We start from the raw sequence: 18038 nt of genomic DNA, 5'->3' as shown, positions 1-18038 counted from the left end.
GCACCGTGCGGATCTTGCCAGGCGTATCCCGTTGTACAACGAGGCGCCGCACAGGAAATGACCAGCATGAACGCCGATCACAAGCGGTTCGATTACCTTGAGATTCTCAGGTTCATCCTGGCGTTCCTGACCATGACGTGGCACTACTATTACTTCGGGCCGTCGGTCGGCACGATCGACGCGACACCGGTTCACGGCTTTGTCATCCGCTTTTTCTCGTTTTCCGTCGAGATATTCTTCATCATCAGCGGCTTCATCATTACGGCATCCGCTGTTAACCGGAGTCCGGTCAGCTTTCTGATCGGGCGAGTGGCCCGGCTCGGACCATGCCTGCTCGTTTGCGCCACGCTTTCGCTTGCCGTCGGGCTGCTTCTTGGCCGCTGGCCAACCCCGCTAAGCTACGTTGCGTCGATCCTGATCGTACCGCTCGCCTTTACTAACGGCGCTGACTGGTCCTACTGGTCGCTCCGGCTGGAAATCATCTTTTATGCCGTCGTATTCGTGACGATGTGCGTCGCGAATATCCGCAGGAGTGTCCTGTGGATTGCATTGCTGCTGACTTCCTGTGACGTGCTCAGCATTGCATCGGTGAAGCTCTTCGGCAACGATGTGTTTGGGACTGCAATGTCCCAGTACCCTGTTGAACGGTATCTGTCGTTCTTCGCGATCGGCATGTTGCTGTATCAGTTGATGGTCGCGAAAAAAATCAGTATCGCGACCGTGGGCGCGTTGTCGATTGCCGTGTGTGCGGGAGCCTTCCGTTGTTACGAGGATGCCAACCGGATCGCAAAACTCGTCGGTGACACGCACGTGAGCGCTTTCACGGGTGGCGCGATCCTCGCCGTGGGAATCGTGGCGTTCATCGGCTTTCTGCGAGGGACGACGAGTCCCCAGGCAGCGCGAATTTTCGCCGCGTTGGGCAGCACCAGTTATCCGCTTTATCTGATCCATCAGAACATGGGATACCTCATCGTCGGTTTTGTGGACGCGAAGCTTGGGCATGGCATCGACTCGCGCCCATTTGTCATGATCGGGATGGTGCTGCTGGCGGGCGGGATCGCGCTTTACCTGGAGCCCGTTCTCGCAAGGCAGTACAGACGGTTCCTCACGTATTCGGCGACGACGGTGAGCCTTGCGTGGGCGAGAATGCCTGGATCGAAACGCAGTTACGGCGACGCTGATTAAGCGGGTTTCCTGGACGTAGTGGTGTTCGGGATGTTCGCGGGCGGCGCGGTGCGGTCAATGCAGCGCGCCACGCTGTGCGAGGATGCGACTTGACCCGGCTGGCATCGGTCGCATGCGATCGCATCCATCGCATCCATCGCAAAGCGCCGGCGCTCGACGGCTCAAAGATGTTTGAGGAACGGCTCGCTCAACGTCCGGATCTCGTCGAACTGACTGGCAAGCTCGAAACCGAGCACGAAAATCCCCATCTGAAACAGGCCTTCGTGGCTGAGCGACCAGCCGAGTATGGGTGTCGCGATGCGTTGCCTGAGCGTCTCGCGATTCAGGATCAGGCAGATCGCCATGCCCAGCACCGCGCCGGCCAGTATGTCCGTGGGATGATGCAGGCCAAGATAGACTCTGGGCAGGCAGATGAAGACGAGCGAATAAAGAAGCGCGATGACGCCGAGGCGCCGGGACGCGAGAAAAACGCCGGCGGCGAGCGCGCACCACATCATCGCGTGATCGCTCGGAAACGCACTCCAGAAACGCAGAAAATGCGTGGTTGATTCGTCTTGCGGGAAGACCATTCCCAGTTCGGGATTGGCGTAGGGGCGCAGCCTGAATGGCAGCCAGTGCGCGAGCAGCCGCCCGCAAACGAGCGCGCTGAAGGTCGCCACGATCGTCGCGACGACAATCTCGCGATCGCGCCGCGCGGAAGGCCCGCCGCGAAACCAGATCCACCACAGCATTGCAACCAGAACCAGCCGTGTCAGATAGAGTCCCGATATTGCAATGACAATATGGTCAAAACTCGTCGAGCGAAAAGCGAAATGGTTTGCAAATCGCAAAATATCAAGATCGAATTTGTTCATTTTTGTTATTAAAATGAATGATTATTGTAATTGGCGGTTTCGGATGCCGGCCCGTGAGTGGAGTATAGGAATTTATTTCAAAGGGAAATGTGCGGAAGGAAACGGCCGCGTGAACGGAATGACCGCTTTTTCAGATCACCGGGTTTTGCGGTAATACGGGACACGCAGGCCTGTCCGGCACTGAGCCGGACGCCTGAACCGACAGGAATCGGGAGGCGTCCGTGTTTGCGGAAGGTACGCTGGCGAGTCAGTCAGGGGAATTCGATGCCCAGCCCCGTGCGCTGGATGCTCGCGAAGACGTCGTGAACGTGGGGTCCAAACCGGTAGACGCAGACGACCAGATTAAGTCGTTCCGCATTGCTGCCTTTATTGCACTCGTACAGCCTGTCGAAGTCCGGGACTATTTCCAGAAACGCATAGCTGTCGATTTCGGCGTGAAAAGGGCGGACGTATATATCCGGAATGCCAAAATCGCTCCTGAGGTAATTCGATAAAAGTTCAGGATAATTGTCGCGCTTTTTATTGCGCGCGACGAACAGGTCGTTCAGGCCAACGGTGTCAAAGAATTTCTTCTGTGAATAAAAAGCCAGTTTTCCGGCCTCGGAGGAGGCAATCGAAACACCGGGAATATCGCGAAGTTCCCGACCGATTTTTTCATACGGGGTGTGATCGACAAGCAGAAATTCAGATTCTTTCCTGTCGGCAAACAGGTGGCTGACGTTGCCGACTGCGAGCAGTGCCGTTATCGCCAGAATCAGCGCGGTGCCGTGTTTTCGTTGCATCGGCGATTTAACGATGAAATCGAAGAAATGCACCATCGCAAACGAGAGTCCGATGAGCACGGGCAACTGGAAACGATACGCGACGTCCACGATAGGCAGGACCGTGAACAGGTATGCGAAATAGACGGCGCAAGCAAGATAGACCGGCAGGTACGGCTTCGAATTCGCGCGCTCGAGAAGGGCCGTCGAGATGAGTGCCAGGATCACCAGCGGAAGAAGGTGGCTCAGAAATGCCAGCTGGAAGCCGAGGATAAAGCGGTATTGATTTCCCGGCAGCCGGCCGAGGAGCAGATCGGTCATGGCGAACTTCAGGCTGGCTGCAAGCGGAAGCGCCGTCCCCGTCAGGACATAGGCGATAAAGAGGGCGCCCAGTGCCGCGAGAAACGCGGAAACGGCGAGGGTGATACAGCCTTTTACCCGTTCCTTCATGGTTGCATCGGCAAGCGCCAGCCCGAAAAAGAAGAGCGAAGCCGGAAAGATCGGGAGGTCGGGTCGAACGAGAACAGTGAGCCCCGAAAATATGCCGGCCCATATCGGGTGCGTGCCGGTGGTTCGCAAAAAACCGAGCAGATAGATCGATAGCGCAACGAAGAAAACGGTGATCGATGTTTCGAGCCCGTTGCTTGCCGCCCTGATGAAAAAGGGACTGGAGACGATCGCGACCAGCGGGCACACGGCAAGCCATCCATTACGGGCGCTGAAATGGCGCACCGCGGTCGCGTAAATCGCGAGCAGCGTCAGGATGGAGAAAACCAGGCACCCGTAGCTGTTGGCGCTGATGACGTCGAGTCTGGTGATTCGCATCACGAGCGTGACGAGCGTCACCCAGGCTACGCCGGTCATGCCCTGGACGGTCCCGGCCGCGCGATTCCATTCGTACGGGAATCCGTCCGCTCCGTTCTGGGCATAGCGATACATGATGAAACTGTCTTCGAAATTGGCCGGAAACGGCATGAAATAGCGCGCAAGCCAGACAAATACCGCGAGCACCAGAATCAGGAGCAGTGCTCTTTGATAGCGCAGCTTCATTGTCGATTACCCCTCGTTTGCTTCGAGCAACCCGCAGCCCGCTGTCACCGACGACCCGTGAGTGCAAACGTGGTCTGGATCGTCGAGGCGCAACTCAATGGCCGGCTTGCGGACGTTTTTCTGGCGGTGTCGGACGCGACACATCGCTATGCGTTGTCGGCGCGATGCGCGCCGACACTTCCCGGATTGCGCGAAGTATAGAAAAAGAGAAGCTCGCCGACTGTGCGGAAGGATACGGTCGCCGGCCAGGCCGGCGCGTTACACGCCCGCCTGGCACTCGCGCAACCCTATAGACCCCGCCGTGCAATGGCTGCGCGATCTGGTCCTTGATGTTGCTGCACTGAGGGCGCCTGCTACGGGAACGAAGTAGTCGCCTGCCGTTCGCGGTGTGCCTCCAGACCGACGCAGTAATAGTTGAAATTTTCAACCATTGTTCTATACTTCCTCGCACCTTTCCCGCCGAGCTTGCTCCCGGTTTCATGCACTCCGATTACCTCACCTTCAGGCTCGATCTGACCAGCTCATTGCTCGTCGACAAGGCGAACGTGGTCTATAGCGATCAATGGGATCTGGACGTTCGTGCTCTTCGCGTGTTGCGGCTGGTCTGTGCCAAACCGGATATCACCCCTAAAGCTGTCTCGCAGCAGGCGTTGATCGAAAAAACGCTGCTGTCTAAAGTGCTTGGGCAACTATGCACGCGAGGACTGATCGCGCGAGTCACCCATTCGAAGGATCGCCGGAGCATCTCGCTGCGCGCAACGCCGGAGGGTGTTCGCGTTGCGAAGGCATCCCGAAAGCTTGGCGGAAAACTTGAGGCGAAACTTCTTGCGGCGTTGAGCGAGAACGAGCGGGAAACGCTGAACCGTCTTCTCACGAAACTGACATCCAGCCTGCTCGCAGCGGGCCAGGCCGCCGAAGAAGAAGATTAACCCGCACACGTGCGTACCGATTGAACAGGAGCTGAACATGCCGTCACTCGTTGAAGCCACCGCCGCCGATATCGACGCGCTGCTGCCGGCGCTCGAAGCGATCTATAAGGATATTCACGCGCATCCGGAGCTTTCGATGGCCGAGTTCCGCACGGCTTCGATGGTGGCCGACCGCATCGAAAAGCTGGGCTACGAGGTAAGCCGGAACGTCGGAAAGACCGGCGTGGTCGGCGTGCTGCGCAATGGCGACGGTGCGACGGTGATGCTTCGTGCCGACATGGACGCGCTGCCCGTCACGGAGGCAACGGGCCTTCCTTACGCGAGCCAGGTCAAGGCGAAGGACGAGGACGGCATCGAGGTCGGCGTGGCGCATGCGTGCGGACATGACCTCCACGTGACGTGGCTGCTCGGCGCGGCGCAACTGCTGGCGAAACATCGCGACGCATGGAAGGGCACGGTGCTGGTGGTCTTCCAGCCGGGCGAAGAGGTGGGGCGGGGCGCACGCAGCATGATGGACGACGGTATGGCAACGCGTTTTCCGAAGCCGGACATCATCCTCGGGCAGCACGTCATGGTGGGGGCGGCAGGTACGGTCGGCTACCGTAGCGGCACGATCCTCTCGGCGGGCGACAGCCTCAAGGTCAAGCTGTTCGGGCGCGGCGCGCATGGATCGCAGCCGCAAACGTCGATTGATCCCGTCATCATGGCCGCGTCGACGACCATGCGGCTGCAGACCATCGTGTCACGCGAAATTGCGCCGCTCGACAGCGCGGTGCTGACGGTCGGCGCGTTGCAGGCGGGGACAAAAGAAAACATTATCCCTGACGACGCCACGCTAAAGCTCAACGTGCGCACCTACGATGAAGACGTGCGCGAATACATGCTGGGCGCCATCCGTAGAATCTGCTGCGCGGAATGCGCTGCATCCGGTGCGCCGCGCGATCCGGAGTTCACGACGTTAAGCAGCTATCCCCTGACCGTCAACGATGAGCAGGCATCGAGCCGTATCAGCGACGCCTTTAAGCAATGGTTCGGCGAGCGCGCTTTCGAGACGCAACCGGCTGCCGCCAGCGAAGACTTCAGCGTGTTCGGACGGACCTGGGGCGTGCCATACGTTTTCTGGATCATTGGTGGCACCGACGCGCGGGTCTACGCGCAAGCCAAAGCAGAGAAGAAGCTCAACCAGATTCCAGGCAATCATTCGCCGATGTACGCACCCACACTCGATCCCACGCTGAGAACCGGGCTCGAAGCCATGATCTGCGCGGCCGCGGTGTGGCTCGACCAGCAAGATGAGAAAGCGTGAACCTGCATATCGTCTATGAAGTGCTCGACCTGGTCGGCACGTTCGCATTCGCCATCAGCGGCGCGGTGGCCGCAAGACAGCGAAGACTCGACCTGTTCGGGATTTTTTCGGTGGCGTTCATGGTCGCGTGCGGTGGCGGCATCGTGCGCGACGTTTGTATCGGCGCGACACCGCCGGTCGCGCTCTCCGATTGGCGGTATCTCGCGACATCGATACTGGCTTCGATGGTCACCATCGCGGCTTACGCGAAAGTCAGGCGGCTGCGATTCCCCGTTCTGTTCTTCGATGCCGTGGGACTGGGGCTGTTCGCCGTGTCGGGCGCGCAGAAGTCGTTAACGTATGGGCACAGTGCCGAGCTGGCGATCCTGATGGGCATGGTCACCGCGGTGGGTGGCGGCGTCATTCGGGACATGCTGCTGTCCCGCGTGCCGGCAATTCTGGCGCGGGAAATCTATGCGTCCGCAGCGTTGCTTGGCGCGATCGTTTTCGTTGCCTCCGCGAAGATGGGCGCGGTGTCCGCGTGGACGCCCTGGTGTGCAACGATCGCCTGCGTCGGGGTTCGTCTTCTCGCGCTCCACTACGGATGGCGCTTGCCTGTGTATCGAGGGCCGAAAGCGCGGCGCGGACAGAGCGTGTCTGAGTAAAAGTCTTATAGACGTTAATGCAGCCTGCACAACGCCCGCCCGTCACGGGAACGGTGTTCCTTCGCGATGGACGCAAATGCGTCGGGCCTGTGCGGCGGATTTCTGTTTGCGGTGCGTGGGTGTGTGCTTCGCCAGGGCGCGACGTGGCGTGGGAGCACGGGATTCGTTCAGGCTGAATCGATGTTCATAGAGTATGAACAGGAAAAAATAATTGAACATCCGGCGTTCGTCGTTCGCATGAACCGCGTGTTCATGTTTTTTGAACGATGGAAGTTTATGAACGACGACGATCCGGTCTGGGGAAGATTTGCCCCTCGAATCGGATAGATGCAAAAAAGTCGACGTCGATAGAGCGAAAGGGAATTGCGGAAAACAAAAAACCCCGTAAAACTTTAATCTTACGGGGTTTCTCGAATTTCATCGGCTTACGCCGGAACAACTGCTGGTGCCCAGGAGAGGACTCGAACCTCCACACCTTGCGGCGCATGGACCTGAACCATGTGCGTCTACCAATTCCGCCACCTGGGCACGTTTCAAGCTAGCCCGCTATTCTAGCGGGTTGAAACATTGTGTCAATCAGAACAGCATAACTTCGATTTCAACCTGCTTTTCCACGCTTTTCCCTATTCGCCATCGCATTGATTCAACCTGTATCGAACACAGCATGAAGCAGGGCGAAAGCGTTTCACAAAAAGAAAACCACCCGAAGGTGGTTTTCTTTTTGAATCTGGTGCCCAGGAGAGGACTCGAACCTCCACACCTTGCGGCGCATGGACCTGAACCATGTGCGTCTACCAATTCCGCCACCTGGGCAGGTGGGTGTGCAGCAAAGAGTGTAATTATAGCGGGCCCGATAATCGTGTCAAGCATTTTGCGACAGTCCGGCGCGAGCGTGGAAGCGCCTTGCCGCACCGGGCTCTGAGCGCCGCGTGGCGTGCGGGACGGGTGTTAGAATGCCTCGCAGCAGTAGTTCGTTGGCACGGGGAACGCGCCCGCCGGGCACGCTGCACGAACCGCGTCAATGCAGTGGCAACGCAGTAACTGGCATTGAATTGCAGGCGCAGTACAGAAGCGCATCATCGACCGATGTCCACGCAACGAGAAAAACCATCGACAAGCCCTTGAGCAAATATCCCTATCCGATTCCGAGCCGTGAAGAAATTCTCGGCGTGCTGCGCACGAGCGAAACGCCGCTCGCCGCGAATGACATCGCTGAGGCACTGTCGATCAAGCGCCAGGAGCGCGAAGGTTTTTTCAAGCGCCTCGCGGCGATGGAGCGCGACGGCCAGATCCGCCTCGACCAGCGCGGCCACTATCAACTGACGCACCCCTCGAATTTCGTCGCTGGCCGCGTGCAGGGCCATCGCGACGGCTACGGCTTCCTGATTCGCGATGACGGCCAGGACGACCTGTTCCTGCCGACGGGCGAGATGCAGAAGGTCATGCACAACGACCGCGTGCTCGCGCGCATCGTCGGTTACGACCGGCGCGGCCGGCCCGAAGGTCATATCGTCGAGGTCACGGACCGCGCGAACCGCCGCGTGATCGGGCGGCTCCTGAACGAGAACGGCGCGCTCATCGTGGCGCCCGAAGACAAGCGCATCGGCCACGACATCCTGATCACGCAGAACACGAAGAAAGCGCGCGTCGGGCAGGTCGTGGTGGTCGAGCTGACGGATTTTCCGAGCCGTCACTCACAGCCGCTCGGTCGCGTGGTCGAGGTGCTTGGCGATATCGACGATCCGGGCATGGAAATCGAAATCGCCGTGCGCAAGTACGGCGTGCCGCACGAATTCAGTCTGGCCGCGCTCGAAGACGCCGCGAAGCTGCCCGACGAGGTGCGCCCCGCGGACGTCCGCCATCGCATCGATCTGCGCGACGTGCCGCTCGTGACGATCGACGGCGAAGACGCGCGCGACTTCGACGATGCCGTGTACTGCGAGCCCATTACCGTCGGCCGGGGCGAGGGCTTTCGCCTGATCGTCGCGATCGCGGACGTGTCGCATTACGTACATCCGGATAGCGGCCTCGACGTCGATGCGATCGAGCGCAGCACGTCGGTGTATTTCCCGCGCCGCGTGATCCCGATGCTGCCGGAGAAGCTCTCGAACGGGCTGTGCTCGCTGAATCCGCACGTCGACCGCTGCGTGCTGGTGTGCGACATGGTCATCACCGCGCGCGGCGAGATCAAGGCGTACCAGTTTTATCCGGGCGTGATGCATTCCGCCGCGCGACTGACGTACACTGAAGTCGCCGCCGTGCTGACCAACACGAAAGGCCCGGAGGCTGCGCGCCGTGCCGCGTTGCTGCCGCAACTGCAGAACCTGCATGGCGTCTACAAGTCGCTCTTCACCGCGCGCCAGAAGCGCGGCGCGATCGACTTCGACACGACCGAGACGTACATCGTCTGCAACGCGCAGGGCAAGATCGAGCAGATCGTGCCGCGCACCCGCAACGACGCGCACAAGCTGATCGAGGAATGCATGCTGGCCGCGAACGTCTGCGCGGCCGACTTCATGAAGCGCAACAAACACGCGGGCCTGTATCGCGTACACGCCGGGCCGACGGCCGAAAAGCTCGAAAACCTGCGCACGTTCCTGCGCGGCATGGGTCTTTCGCTTGGCGGCGGCGAGACGCCGCACGCGAGTGACTATGCCGCATTGATGGCGCAGATCCGCGACCGGCCCGACGCGCAGATGTTGCAGACGATGCTGCTGCGCTCGATGCAGCAGGCCGTCTACAGCCCGGACAACATCGGCCACTTCGGGCTGGCGTACGAGGCGTACGCGCACTTCACGAGCCCGATTCGCCGCTACCCCGATCTGCTGACGCATCGCGCGATCTACGCGATCCTGCAGGGGCGCAAGTATCAGCCGGGCACGCCGCATGGCGTCACGTTGAACACGGCGCTGTCGCCGCGCGCGCGCGCCATGCAGCAGGCCGACGACGAAAAGCGCAACCGTAACCGCTCGAACACCGCGATCTGGGAAGAACTGGGCCTGCACTGTTCGTCGAACGAGCGCCGCGCGGACGAAGCGTCGCGCGATGTCGAAGCGTGGCTCAAGTGCTATTTCATGCGCGACAAGCTCGGCGAAGAATACGGCGGCATGGTGAACGGCGTCACGTCGTTCGGCATTTTCGTGCAGCTCGATGCGCTCTTTATCGAGGGCCTCGTGCATGTGACCGAACTCGGCTCCGACTACTTCCAGTACGACGAGATCAAGAACGAACTGCGCGGCGAACGCACGGGCATTCGCTACCGTCTGTCGGATCGTGTGCGGGTGCAGGTGAGCCGCGTCGACCTCGATGCGCGCAAGATCGATTTTCGTCTGGTGCGCGATACGCCGATCAAGGCGCCGTCGAGCCGTCCGGCGCTCGCCGAGAAGGGCGATATCGACGGCGGTCCACGTGTGCGTTCATTGCCGCCGGTCGAAGGTGGCCGCCGCAAGAAAGCCGCGCCCGCAGCCAGCGCGGCAGTGAAGGAAGCGCGCGATGCACGCGGCGGCGCGGCGAAAAAGCGCAGTGCTTCTCCGTCCGCGAAACCGGCGTCGAGGACACAGGCGCGCAAGAAGCGATAAGAGGCGACCGACCTCCGGCGTAACCGGAGGTCGACGCGCCCGATGAGGTGTGCAGCGCGCAGCCGGCATCGTGATCGATGCCGGTTGCGCGTTGTCTGTTTTTCCGTTTTCCGTTTTCCGTTTTCCGTTTTTGCTGGCGCGGCGCCTGACGTGCCGTCCATGCAGGCGGGCGCATTCGAAGCGCAACGCAGCTTCGCTCAATCAAAGGTTGTCCAGTCATGTCACGTCTCAAGGTTCTATACGGTTTCCACGCAGTGACCGCACGCATGCGGCACGACGCATCGTCGGTCGAAGAGGTGTACTACGACGCGACGCGTAAGGACCGCCGCATGACGGAGTTCCTGCATGTGGCGAAAGAAGCGGGCGTGCGCCTGATTGCCGCCGACGAAACGCGTCTGTGGGGCCTCGCGCACACCGAGCGCCACCAGGGCGTGGTCGCGCGTGCGGGCGACATGCCGCTCGCGCAGAATCTCGCCGAACTGCTCGACGGCATCAACGGTCCGGCGCTGCTGCTCGTGCTCGACGGCGTGACCGATCCGCACAACCTGGGCGCGTGCCTGCGCGTCGCCGACGCGGCCGGCGCGCATGCCGTGATCGCCCCGCGCGATCGCGCGGTCGGTCTCAATGCGACGGCGGCGAAAGTGGCGAGCGGCGCCGCCGATACGGTGCCGTACATCACGGTCACGAACCTCGCGCGCGCGTTGCGTGAACTGAAGGATGCGGGCGTGTGGATCGTGGGCACGTCGGGCGAGGCGTCGGCGGAACTCTACGAAACGAAACTGGATGGTCCTGTGGCGATCGTGATGGGCGCCGAAGGCGAAGGCATGCGCCGTCTCACGCGCGACACGTGCGACATCGTGATGCATATTCCGATGGCCGGCAGCGTCGAAAGCCTGAACGTTTCGGTGGCGAGCGGCGTGTGTCTGTTCGAGGCGGTGCGGCAGCGTGGGGCGCTGACGAAAACCTGAGGAGCCGGGCGCTTGTCAATCCGCCCGCTCCGCACGCTGCATCGCCGCGGAATCGAAATCCCGCGGAAAACCGCTGGCTCAAACGATCGCCTAGAACAGGTGATCGATACCGACGGTGAACGCTGTCTGACTGGACTTGCCGTTCGGATTGAGCGTGCTGACCACCGCGTGTTTGTACGAGGTGTAATCGAATTCGCTGTAGAGCGTGGTGCGTTTCGACAGCAGGTAGGCGAGTGAGAGCACCGACAGGCCACGGCGGTTCGCCTTGTCGTTCGACACGGTGGTCTGATAGTAGCCACCGCGGAAGACCAGCAACGGCGTGATGGTCCACGACAGACCGCCGAAGCCGTTATTCGTCACCTGGTGCGGTGCGGCCGGATTTTGCAGGTCCTCGGACATGAAGCCACCCGAGAGGCGCACCGGGCCAATCCTGTAGCCTGCGCCGACCATGTAGTAGCTGTCGCTGAGATAGTTCGTGCCGGTCAGGATGTTGCGGTGCCCGTACACGCCGCCGACGCTGACCGGACCCTCGCCGTAGCTCACGCCGACGGCGCGCGTGGCCCCGCTGCTGAAATCGCCTGCGACGCCGCCGAACGAGTTGTCCACCTCGAACAGCAACGGGCCGAAGACGTTCTTGTACTTGGTGTCGTTGTTGTTGCGCGTGCCGTCCGAGGCGGTCGTCAACGGAATGATCGGCGTGAAGTGGAACGAGAACGGATCGTAGATACTGATGATGTCGTGCGCGATCGTGTACTGGCGGCCGAGATCGAGCGATCCGTACTTCGCGTTTCCGATGCCGACGAACGCCTGCCGGTTGAATTCCGTGCCGGTGGTGTTGTCGAACTGCCCGTTGCCCAGGTTAAAGCCGCTCTCCAGCAGGAAGTGCGCGTTCCAGCCGCCACCCAGGTCTTCCTTTGCGCGGAAATCGAGTTTGTTCGAACTGTAGTAGCCGTTCGAATTCATCGTCGTTATCGAGCCGCCGCCTTTTGCCGCATTCGTCTGATAGCGGACACCGCCGTCTACCGTACCGTATAGCTGGACGCTCGATTGCGCGTGGGCGGGCATTGCGCCCAGTGCGCCGGCCGTGGCCGACACACATCCAATGGTTCTCCAAACCTTGTTTCTCATGGTAATTGTCTCCGGTCTCATGTTATATGTTGTAAAACACCTGGCAATGGCGAGCCTCGCCATATGATTCGTATGGCTAAATAAACCTTGTATTTTCAGCCTGGATTACTGGCTTCCGGCTGATCCGGCGGCGCTCGCCCGTCTGCGCTACCGGCGTTGCGGCATGTGTTGCTAGCCGCCTGCCTGGCCGCCGCTCGTCTGGGTCTGGCTGAGGCGCCCGGCAGGCGGCGGGTCGACCGGCCTGAAGCCGGTTTTCAGTTCATGGTGTAGCGCGACGCGGTCGAGCGCCTTTTCCCAGTTCGCCACCACGATGGTCGCCACGCTGTTGCCGACGATGTTGACGAACACAAAGCTGCTCGACATCGCCTTGTGAATGCCGAGAATCAGGGCGATCGATTCGACCGGAATCGTGTTCGACGCGGTGAGCGTCGCGGCCAGCACGGCAATCGCCGCACCGGACACGCCTGCCGCGCCCTTCGACGTGAGCAGCAGCACGGCGAGCAGCACCAGCTGGTCGTGCCAGTTCATCGGCGTGTTGGTGGCCTGCGCGAGAAACACGGCCGCCGCGGCGAAATACAGGCAGGTGCCGTCGTGATTGAACGTGTACGCAGTCGGCAAAACCAGCCCCACCACCGATTTTTCGCAGCCGAGCCGTTCGAGCTTGTCGATCAGTTGCGGGAAAACCGTCTCCGACGAACTCGTGCCGATCACGAGCAGCAACTCCGCGCCGATGTAGCGCATCAGGCGCAGCAGGCTGAAGCCGTTGACTTTCGCTATCGGCCAGAGAATCAGCACGATGAAGAGCGCGCAGGTCAGATAGAACTCGAGCACGAGCTTGCCGAGCGAGAGCAGCGTGCCGAAGCCGAACTTGCTGACCGTGAAGGCGATCGCGCCAAACGCGGCGAGCGGCGCGATCTTCATCGTGAGGCCGATGATCCAGAAGAGTGAACCCGACATCGCGTCGATCAGGTTCAACGCCGGCCGTGCGCGCTCGCCGATGGCCGCGAGGCCGAATGCGAACAGCACCGAGAAGAACAGCACCTGCAGCACGTCGCCGCCGGCGAACGCGCTGATCGCCGTGTGCGGGATCACGTTCAGCAGGAATTCACTCGTCGTGACGACGTGATGTGCTTTCGCGGCGTACGCGTCGACGACGGCGGAATGTACGCTGTGCATGTCCACGTTCATGCCGACACCGGGCTTGAGCACATTGATGACCACGAGGCCGATCACCAGGGCGAGCGACGTCACCACTTCGAAATAGAAGAGCGCCTTGATCGCCACGCGCCCGACTTTCCTGAAGTCGCTGATGCCCGCGATACCGCTGCACACGGTGCAGAAGATGATCGGTCCGATCAGCATCTGGATGATGCGGATGAAGGCGTCGCCAACGGGCTGCAGATTGATGCCGAACTTCGGGAAGACGTAGCCCGTGGCGATGCCCAATGCCATGCCGGCCAGCACCTGGAAGGACAGGTCGCGATAGAACGGCTGACGTGCCCTGGGTTTCGTGTCGGCGGACTTGCCGGGCAAGCTCATGATGTCTCCTTGTCAAGCGGCGGCGAACTCGGGTTCGCTCGTGAATCGTAAAACGGACGGATGCAGCGCTAATGCCGCGTTAGCGCGCGGCGTCGCCCAGAATGCCGAGGCTGTCGGCGAAGATTTCATCGACAGTCAGCTTGCACGGCAACAATCGCTGCTGCTCGCAGAACGCAAGGGTTTCCTCGAGCGGTCCGCGCAGCGCGTCGTAGCCGAGCAGCAGCTTGTCCGGCTTGCCGGGATTCTCCGCGGCGACCGATGCCTTGCCGCGGCACAGCAGGTCGTACACCGCGCGCACGGCGTGTGGGTGCGCGTCGGCCAGCGCCTTCGTCACCACGACGACGTGATTGACCGGAACGTAACGATGAATGGCGTACCACGCGTGGTCGGCGGCGGCCGCATTGTCGATCAGCGGCTCGATCCCCGGTTCGTCTGGCAAATCGTTGCCGAGAATGGCGGCATCGAGTTCACCTGCGCGAAGCATCGGCAACAGTTGCTTGTCCGGTTCGGCGCGGCGCACGAAAGGGGGATCGCGATACTCCGCGAGATGCGCATCTTCGATTGTGACCCATTCGATCTGTTCGGGCCGCACGCCGTAAGTTTGCGCGAGAATGGCGCGCACCCACATGCCGGTGGTTTGCGAGTAGGCCCGCACGCCGACTTTCTTGCCCGCGAGACTGCCCACGTCGAGCTTGCCGCGCCGCGCGTTATAAACAATGCAGCCCTGCTGAAAGCGCGCGGCGACGACCGCGGGCAACAGCACGACCGGTTTTCCATAGGCCTTCGCCTGCAGATACGTAACGATCGCCATTTCGCTGACGTCATAGACCTGGTTGCGTGCCATCGGTGCGAACGCGCGATAAATCGGCTCGACGTTCTCGAAGATCAGTTCGACGGCGGGGGCGCTCAGCTCGCCGGTTTTCAACGCCCGGGTGTGCGGATAGGTTTTTAGCGCGGTCTTCAGGCGCAGCGGTTGCGTAGCGGGGTTCACTGTCATGTGTTCCTGTTTCGTTCGAAGCGGACGGCTCAAGCGGCAAGCGGCGGATAAATCGTGCGCGCGGTGCCGCCGAAGATCGCTTCGCGCGCATCGGCGGGCAGCATCGACAGGCTTTCGCGGGCGTCGGCGAGCAGTCGCGGCAGCGCGCCTTCGGCAGCCGGGAAATTCGAGCCCCACGCGATGCGATGTGCGCCGAACGCTTCGAGTACGCGAGGAAAGAACGCAGCGGGCGTCGACGCGCCGCGCGCGGCTTCGGCGATCGTGCGGTTCGTGAGCTTCAGATACACGCCCTGATGCGACGCGAGGCCAAAGAGCGAGGCGGCGGCTGCATAGGGCGGGCCGCCCGCGAGCTCGGGACGCGCGAGATGGTCGAGCAGCACGCGGATGTCCGGAAAGCGCGCGAGCATGTTCAGAAGCGCGGGAATGCCCTGCGCGGTCATCTGCAGACAGATCGACACATGGTGGCGCTGCGCGTATTCCCACACGGGGAACGAGCGTTCGTCGTCGAGCCAGCCGGCCTGGCCGGGCATCGTGCTGCCGGTCGTGAAGAGACGCAGCCCCGAGAGGCCCGCGTCGAGCCAGCGCTGCATCTGCGTGACGGCGTCGCTCGCCAGCACGTCGACGGAGAACACGCCTGCGAAACGGTCGGGATGGCTGCGCACCGCTTCGACGACATAACTATTGTCGTTGCCATATACCGTGGAGGCTTGCACGACCACGGCGCGGTCGATGCCGGCTTCGTCCATCGAAGCAAGCAACCCTTCGAAACTAACGGGACGTTGCGTCGACCATTCCGACTGGTGTCCGCCAACCGGAGCAAGCGGATAACGCTGTTTATCCGGGGAAATTGCGTGAGTGTGCGAGTCGACAACTACGGGCATGAAGATGCTCCTGACTGGAATCTTTTTGATCGGATGAGCGTTACTGTAAGCGGAGCGAAGCCGAAGTCCTCAATATGAAATGCGCCGCAAGGCATAAATTCTGGTTAAGCTAAGGGTAATCACATAGCAATTCTGGAGGCGGGATGAGCGGAGTTGAGCGTGCTCAGCCGGATGACAACCCGGCGCGATTAAGACGTCTGTTCCTGTTCGACGCGGTGTGCGAGGCAGGCGGAATCGGGCAGGCAGCGGTTCGCGCAGGGCGCACGCAGCCGGCGGTGAGCCTTGCCATCGGCAAGCTGGAGGCGAGTTTCGGCGGACAGCTGTTCGAGCGCGGTTTCGGCGGAAGCGAGCTGACAGGGGAGGGGGTGATCCTGCAACGGCGTGTTCGTCGCATGCTTGAGCAGATGGAGCGGGCCGTTGCGAACGCAACGGGGCATTCGAGCTCGGGGACGGCGAACGCAGGCAAGATTTGCCGGCATCTGACCGACACGCAGGTGCGCTGCCACATCGCGATAGCGAACGCGGGATCGGCGGCGGAGGCCGCCCAGTTACTCGGCATTTCGCAGCCCGCGGTGCATCGGGCGGCGCGGCAGATCGAGCAGAATCTCGGCGTTTCGCTGTACCGCCGACGTGTGCATAGCGTGTCGGCAAACGCAGCCGGTATCGAATTCGCGCGTTGCCTGAGTCTCGCGCTCCACGAGATCGCGCTGGCAAGCGACGATCTGGCGTACGCCCGCGGGCAACTCACCGGGAAAGTGGCGATCGGCGTGTTGCCGTTGCTGCCGCCACGTCTCATCGCGCGCGCGATCCAGCGACTGCGCGAGCGCTATCCCGCCGCGCGCGTCACGGTCGACGAAGGCTCGCACGCCCAGCTTCTGCGCGAACTGCGCGCCGGCGCGATCGACATCATCGTCGGCGGGCTGCGCGCGCCCCGCCTCACGGGGTCCGTGCAGGAAACCGAACTGTTCGACGATCCGTACGTCATCGCGGTGCGCAAGGGGCATCGGCTGGCGAGACAGCAATCCATCGCGGCGCACGACCTCGCCGACTACGACTGGGTCGTGCCACAGCGCCACGTGCCACGACGCGCGGTGATCGATTCGATCTTCGCCCGCTTGCCGGTCACGCCGCCGCTCGTGGTCGAAACGAGTTCGCTCGCGATGATGGTGGCGATGCTCGTCGAAAGCGACTGCATCACGCTGTTGTCGCGCTCGCAGATTCGCGAGGCCTACACGGGTAGCGAGATGGTCGCGCTGGAACTGAAGACGCCCGAGGCAAGCCGGGCGGTTGGATTTACCGTGCGTACCGACTGGCTGGGCACGGCGATCCAGCAGGCGTTCGTCGAGCATCTGCGTGAGGAATGCGAGACCCGTTCCTGATCGATGGGCGCTTGCACCCCGCGCCAGTGTTACGGGTAAACACCCCCTGAATTCATCAGACATCTGATCTATATTGAGGCGGTACCAGCCACTTGAGACACGTATGCGCCTGAGCGTCGAACACTCGATGAGCGAGAAAATCCAGGAGTCGTTGATGACCATGATCCGGGAAAAATCGCTCAAGCCAGGTGACCAGATACCCACTGAAATAGAGCTTTGCGAGCTGCTGGGGGTCGGCCGGTCGAGTCTTCGGGAAGCGGTCGCGCAAATGATTTCGCACGGTCTGTTGTCGCGGATTCAGGGGCGCGGCACCTTCATCAGACAAATTTCGTTAAAGCTGCAAGGCGGCCTCGATGATCTGATGTCCGTGACCGACATGATCCGCAAGGTCGGCGCCGTGCCGGCCACCTGCCGGTCGCAGGTCGAACACATCAAGGCCTCCGAAAGTCTCGCCGGCAAGTTGGGTCTGGCCGTCGGCGATGATTGCGTGCGCATCGAGCGCGTGCGATGCGCGGACGACGCGATTTCGGCGTATTGCATCGATACCGTTCCGAAGCATGTCTTCGACGCATGCGGCGGCGAGCTCGGCGAATCGCTCTTCGCGATGTTCGAGCGGACCGGACGGAGGCTTTCGCATACGCATACGTCCATCCACCCGACGATCCTGACGCCGCGCGATCTGCCCGAGCTTGGCGACGGCTTCGGCCTGTTTCTGCTGCTGGATGAAGTGGATTTCGATCAGAGCGGCGTGCCGATCTGCTATAGCAACGACTACTACAACACAGCCATCTTCAAGTTCGATCTGGTCCGCAAGAAACGCTGATCCCGTTCGAACGTGG

Annotated in this window: 15 protein-coding genes and 2 tRNA genes; 9 read left to right on the top strand and 8 right to left on the bottom strand. The window is 61.4% G+C overall.

Features of this window, described 5'->3' with window-relative positions; translation table 11 throughout:
• Nucleotides 1–66 precede the first annotated feature (66 nt).
• On the top strand, nt 67–1185 hold the full coding sequence (locus tag BLV45_RS12860) for an acyltransferase family protein (RefSeq protein ID WP_176954151.1): 1119 nt from the start codon (nt 67–69) through the stop codon (nt 1183–1185).
• A 161-nt stretch (nt 1186–1346) separates the two neighbouring features.
• Here BLV45_RS12860 and BLV45_RS12855 read toward each other — a convergent pair whose 3' ends face one another.
• On the bottom strand, nt 1347–2039 hold the full coding sequence (locus BLV45_RS12855; protein WP_090533474.1) for a phosphatase PAP2 family protein: 693 nt from the start codon (nt 2037–2039) through the stop codon (nt 1347–1349).
• A 251-nt stretch (nt 2040–2290) separates the two neighbouring features.
• Nucleotides 2291–3850, bottom strand: coding sequence for a hypothetical protein (locus BLV45_RS12850; protein WP_090533472.1), 1560 nt, complete (start codon nt 3848–3850; stop codon nt 2291–2293).
• Nucleotides 3851–3907: 57 nt separating this feature from the next.
• On the opposite strand from BLV45_RS12850, the gene BLV45_RS27515 reads away from it, so the two are divergent.
• The 4 genes from BLV45_RS27515 (at nt 3908) to BLV45_RS12835 (ending at nt 6729) form a co-directional block, all read left to right on the top strand.
• Nucleotides 3908–4051 (top strand): hypothetical protein, encoded by a 144-nt coding sequence (locus tag BLV45_RS27515; RefSeq protein WP_176954150.1) that lies wholly within the window; start codon nt 3908–3910, stop codon nt 4049–4051.
• Nucleotides 4052–4329: 278 nt separating this feature from the next.
• Nucleotides 4330–4779 carry a MarR family winged helix-turn-helix transcriptional regulator gene (locus BLV45_RS12845; protein WP_090533470.1) on the top strand — a complete coding sequence of 150 codons (450 nt, stop codon included), beginning with the start codon at nt 4330–4332 and terminating at the stop codon, nt 4777–4779.
• A 37-nt stretch (nt 4780–4816) separates the two neighbouring features.
• Nucleotides 4817–6085 (top strand): M20 family metallopeptidase, encoded by a 1269-nt coding sequence (locus tag BLV45_RS12840; protein ID WP_090533468.1) that lies wholly within the window; start codon nt 4817–4819, stop codon nt 6083–6085.
• A complete protein-coding gene (locus BLV45_RS12835) occupies nt 6082–6729 on the top strand; it encodes a trimeric intracellular cation channel family protein (protein ID WP_090533466.1) in 648 nt (215 codons plus the stop codon). The genes BLV45_RS12840 and BLV45_RS12835 overlap by 4 nt, the downstream gene beginning before the upstream one ends.
• A gap of 443 nt (nt 6730–7172) precedes the next feature.
• On the opposite strand, the gene BLV45_RS12825 is transcribed toward BLV45_RS12835, so the two are convergent.
• Nucleotides 7173–7257 (bottom strand) — tRNA-Leu (locus tag BLV45_RS12825).
• A 200-nt stretch (nt 7258–7457) separates the two neighbouring features.
• Nucleotides 7458–7542, bottom strand: a tRNA-Leu gene (locus BLV45_RS12820).
• A 308-nt stretch (nt 7543–7850) separates the two neighbouring features.
• Here BLV45_RS12820 and rnr point away from each other — a divergent pair.
• Nucleotides 7851–10307: a ribonuclease R gene (gene rnr, locus BLV45_RS12815; protein WP_090533462.1), complete on the top strand. Its 2457-nt coding sequence runs from the start codon at nt 7851–7853 to the stop codon at nt 10305–10307.
• A gap of 218 nt (nt 10308–10525) precedes the next feature.
• Nucleotides 10526–11275 carry a 23S rRNA (guanosine(2251)-2'-O)-methyltransferase RlmB gene (rlmB, locus tag BLV45_RS12810; protein ID WP_090533460.1) on the top strand — a complete coding sequence of 250 codons (750 nt, stop codon included), beginning with the start codon at nt 10526–10528 and terminating at the stop codon, nt 11273–11275.
• A gap of 90 nt (nt 11276–11365) precedes the next feature.
• Here the strand turns inward: rlmB and BLV45_RS12805 are convergent, their stop codons facing one another.
• The 4 genes from BLV45_RS12805 to BLV45_RS12790 all read right to left on the bottom strand — a co-directional run bounded on the left by BLV45_RS12805 (nt 11366) and on the right by BLV45_RS12790 (nt 15820).
• Complete coding sequence (locus BLV45_RS12805) at nt 11366–12403, bottom strand: porin (RefSeq protein ID WP_090533459.1); 1038 nt, start codon at nt 12401–12403, stop codon at nt 11366–11368.
• A gap of 171 nt (nt 12404–12574) precedes the next feature.
• Entirely contained in the window at nt 12575–13942 is a 1368-nt protein-coding gene (dctA, locus tag BLV45_RS12800; protein ID WP_090533457.1) for a C4-dicarboxylate transporter DctA, read from the bottom strand.
• Nucleotides 13943–14021: 79 nt separating this feature from the next.
• Nucleotides 14022–14939, bottom strand: a complete 918-nt coding sequence (locus BLV45_RS12795) for a substrate-binding domain-containing protein (protein ID WP_245753215.1) — start codon at nt 14937–14939, stop codon at nt 14022–14024.
• 29 nt (nt 14940–14968) lie between these two features.
• Nucleotides 14969–15820 carry an amidohydrolase family protein gene (locus BLV45_RS12790; protein ID WP_090533455.1) on the bottom strand — a complete coding sequence of 284 codons (852 nt, stop codon included), beginning with the start codon at nt 15818–15820 and terminating at the stop codon, nt 14969–14971.
• Between the two features lie 143 nt (nt 15821–15963).
• Between BLV45_RS12790 and BLV45_RS12785 the strand changes: the two genes are divergently transcribed.
• Together BLV45_RS12785 and BLV45_RS12780 are read left to right on the top strand one after the other, a co-directional pair.
• A complete protein-coding gene (locus BLV45_RS12785) occupies nt 15964–17199 on the top strand; it encodes a LysR family transcriptional regulator (protein WP_090533453.1) in 1236 nt (411 codons plus the stop codon).
• A gap of 103 nt (nt 17200–17302) precedes the next feature.
• Entirely contained in the window at nt 17303–18022 is a 720-nt protein-coding gene (locus BLV45_RS12780; protein ID WP_090533452.1) for a GntR family transcriptional regulator, read from the top strand.
• The last annotated feature ends 16 nt before the right edge of the window (nt 18023–18038 follow it).

This window comes from Paraburkholderia sartisoli, assembly GCF_900107685.1.
Lineage (GTDB): Bacteria > Pseudomonadota > Gammaproteobacteria > Burkholderiales > Burkholderiaceae > Paraburkholderia > Paraburkholderia sartisoli.
This window is presented reverse-complemented; position numbering and strand designations above follow the sequence as displayed.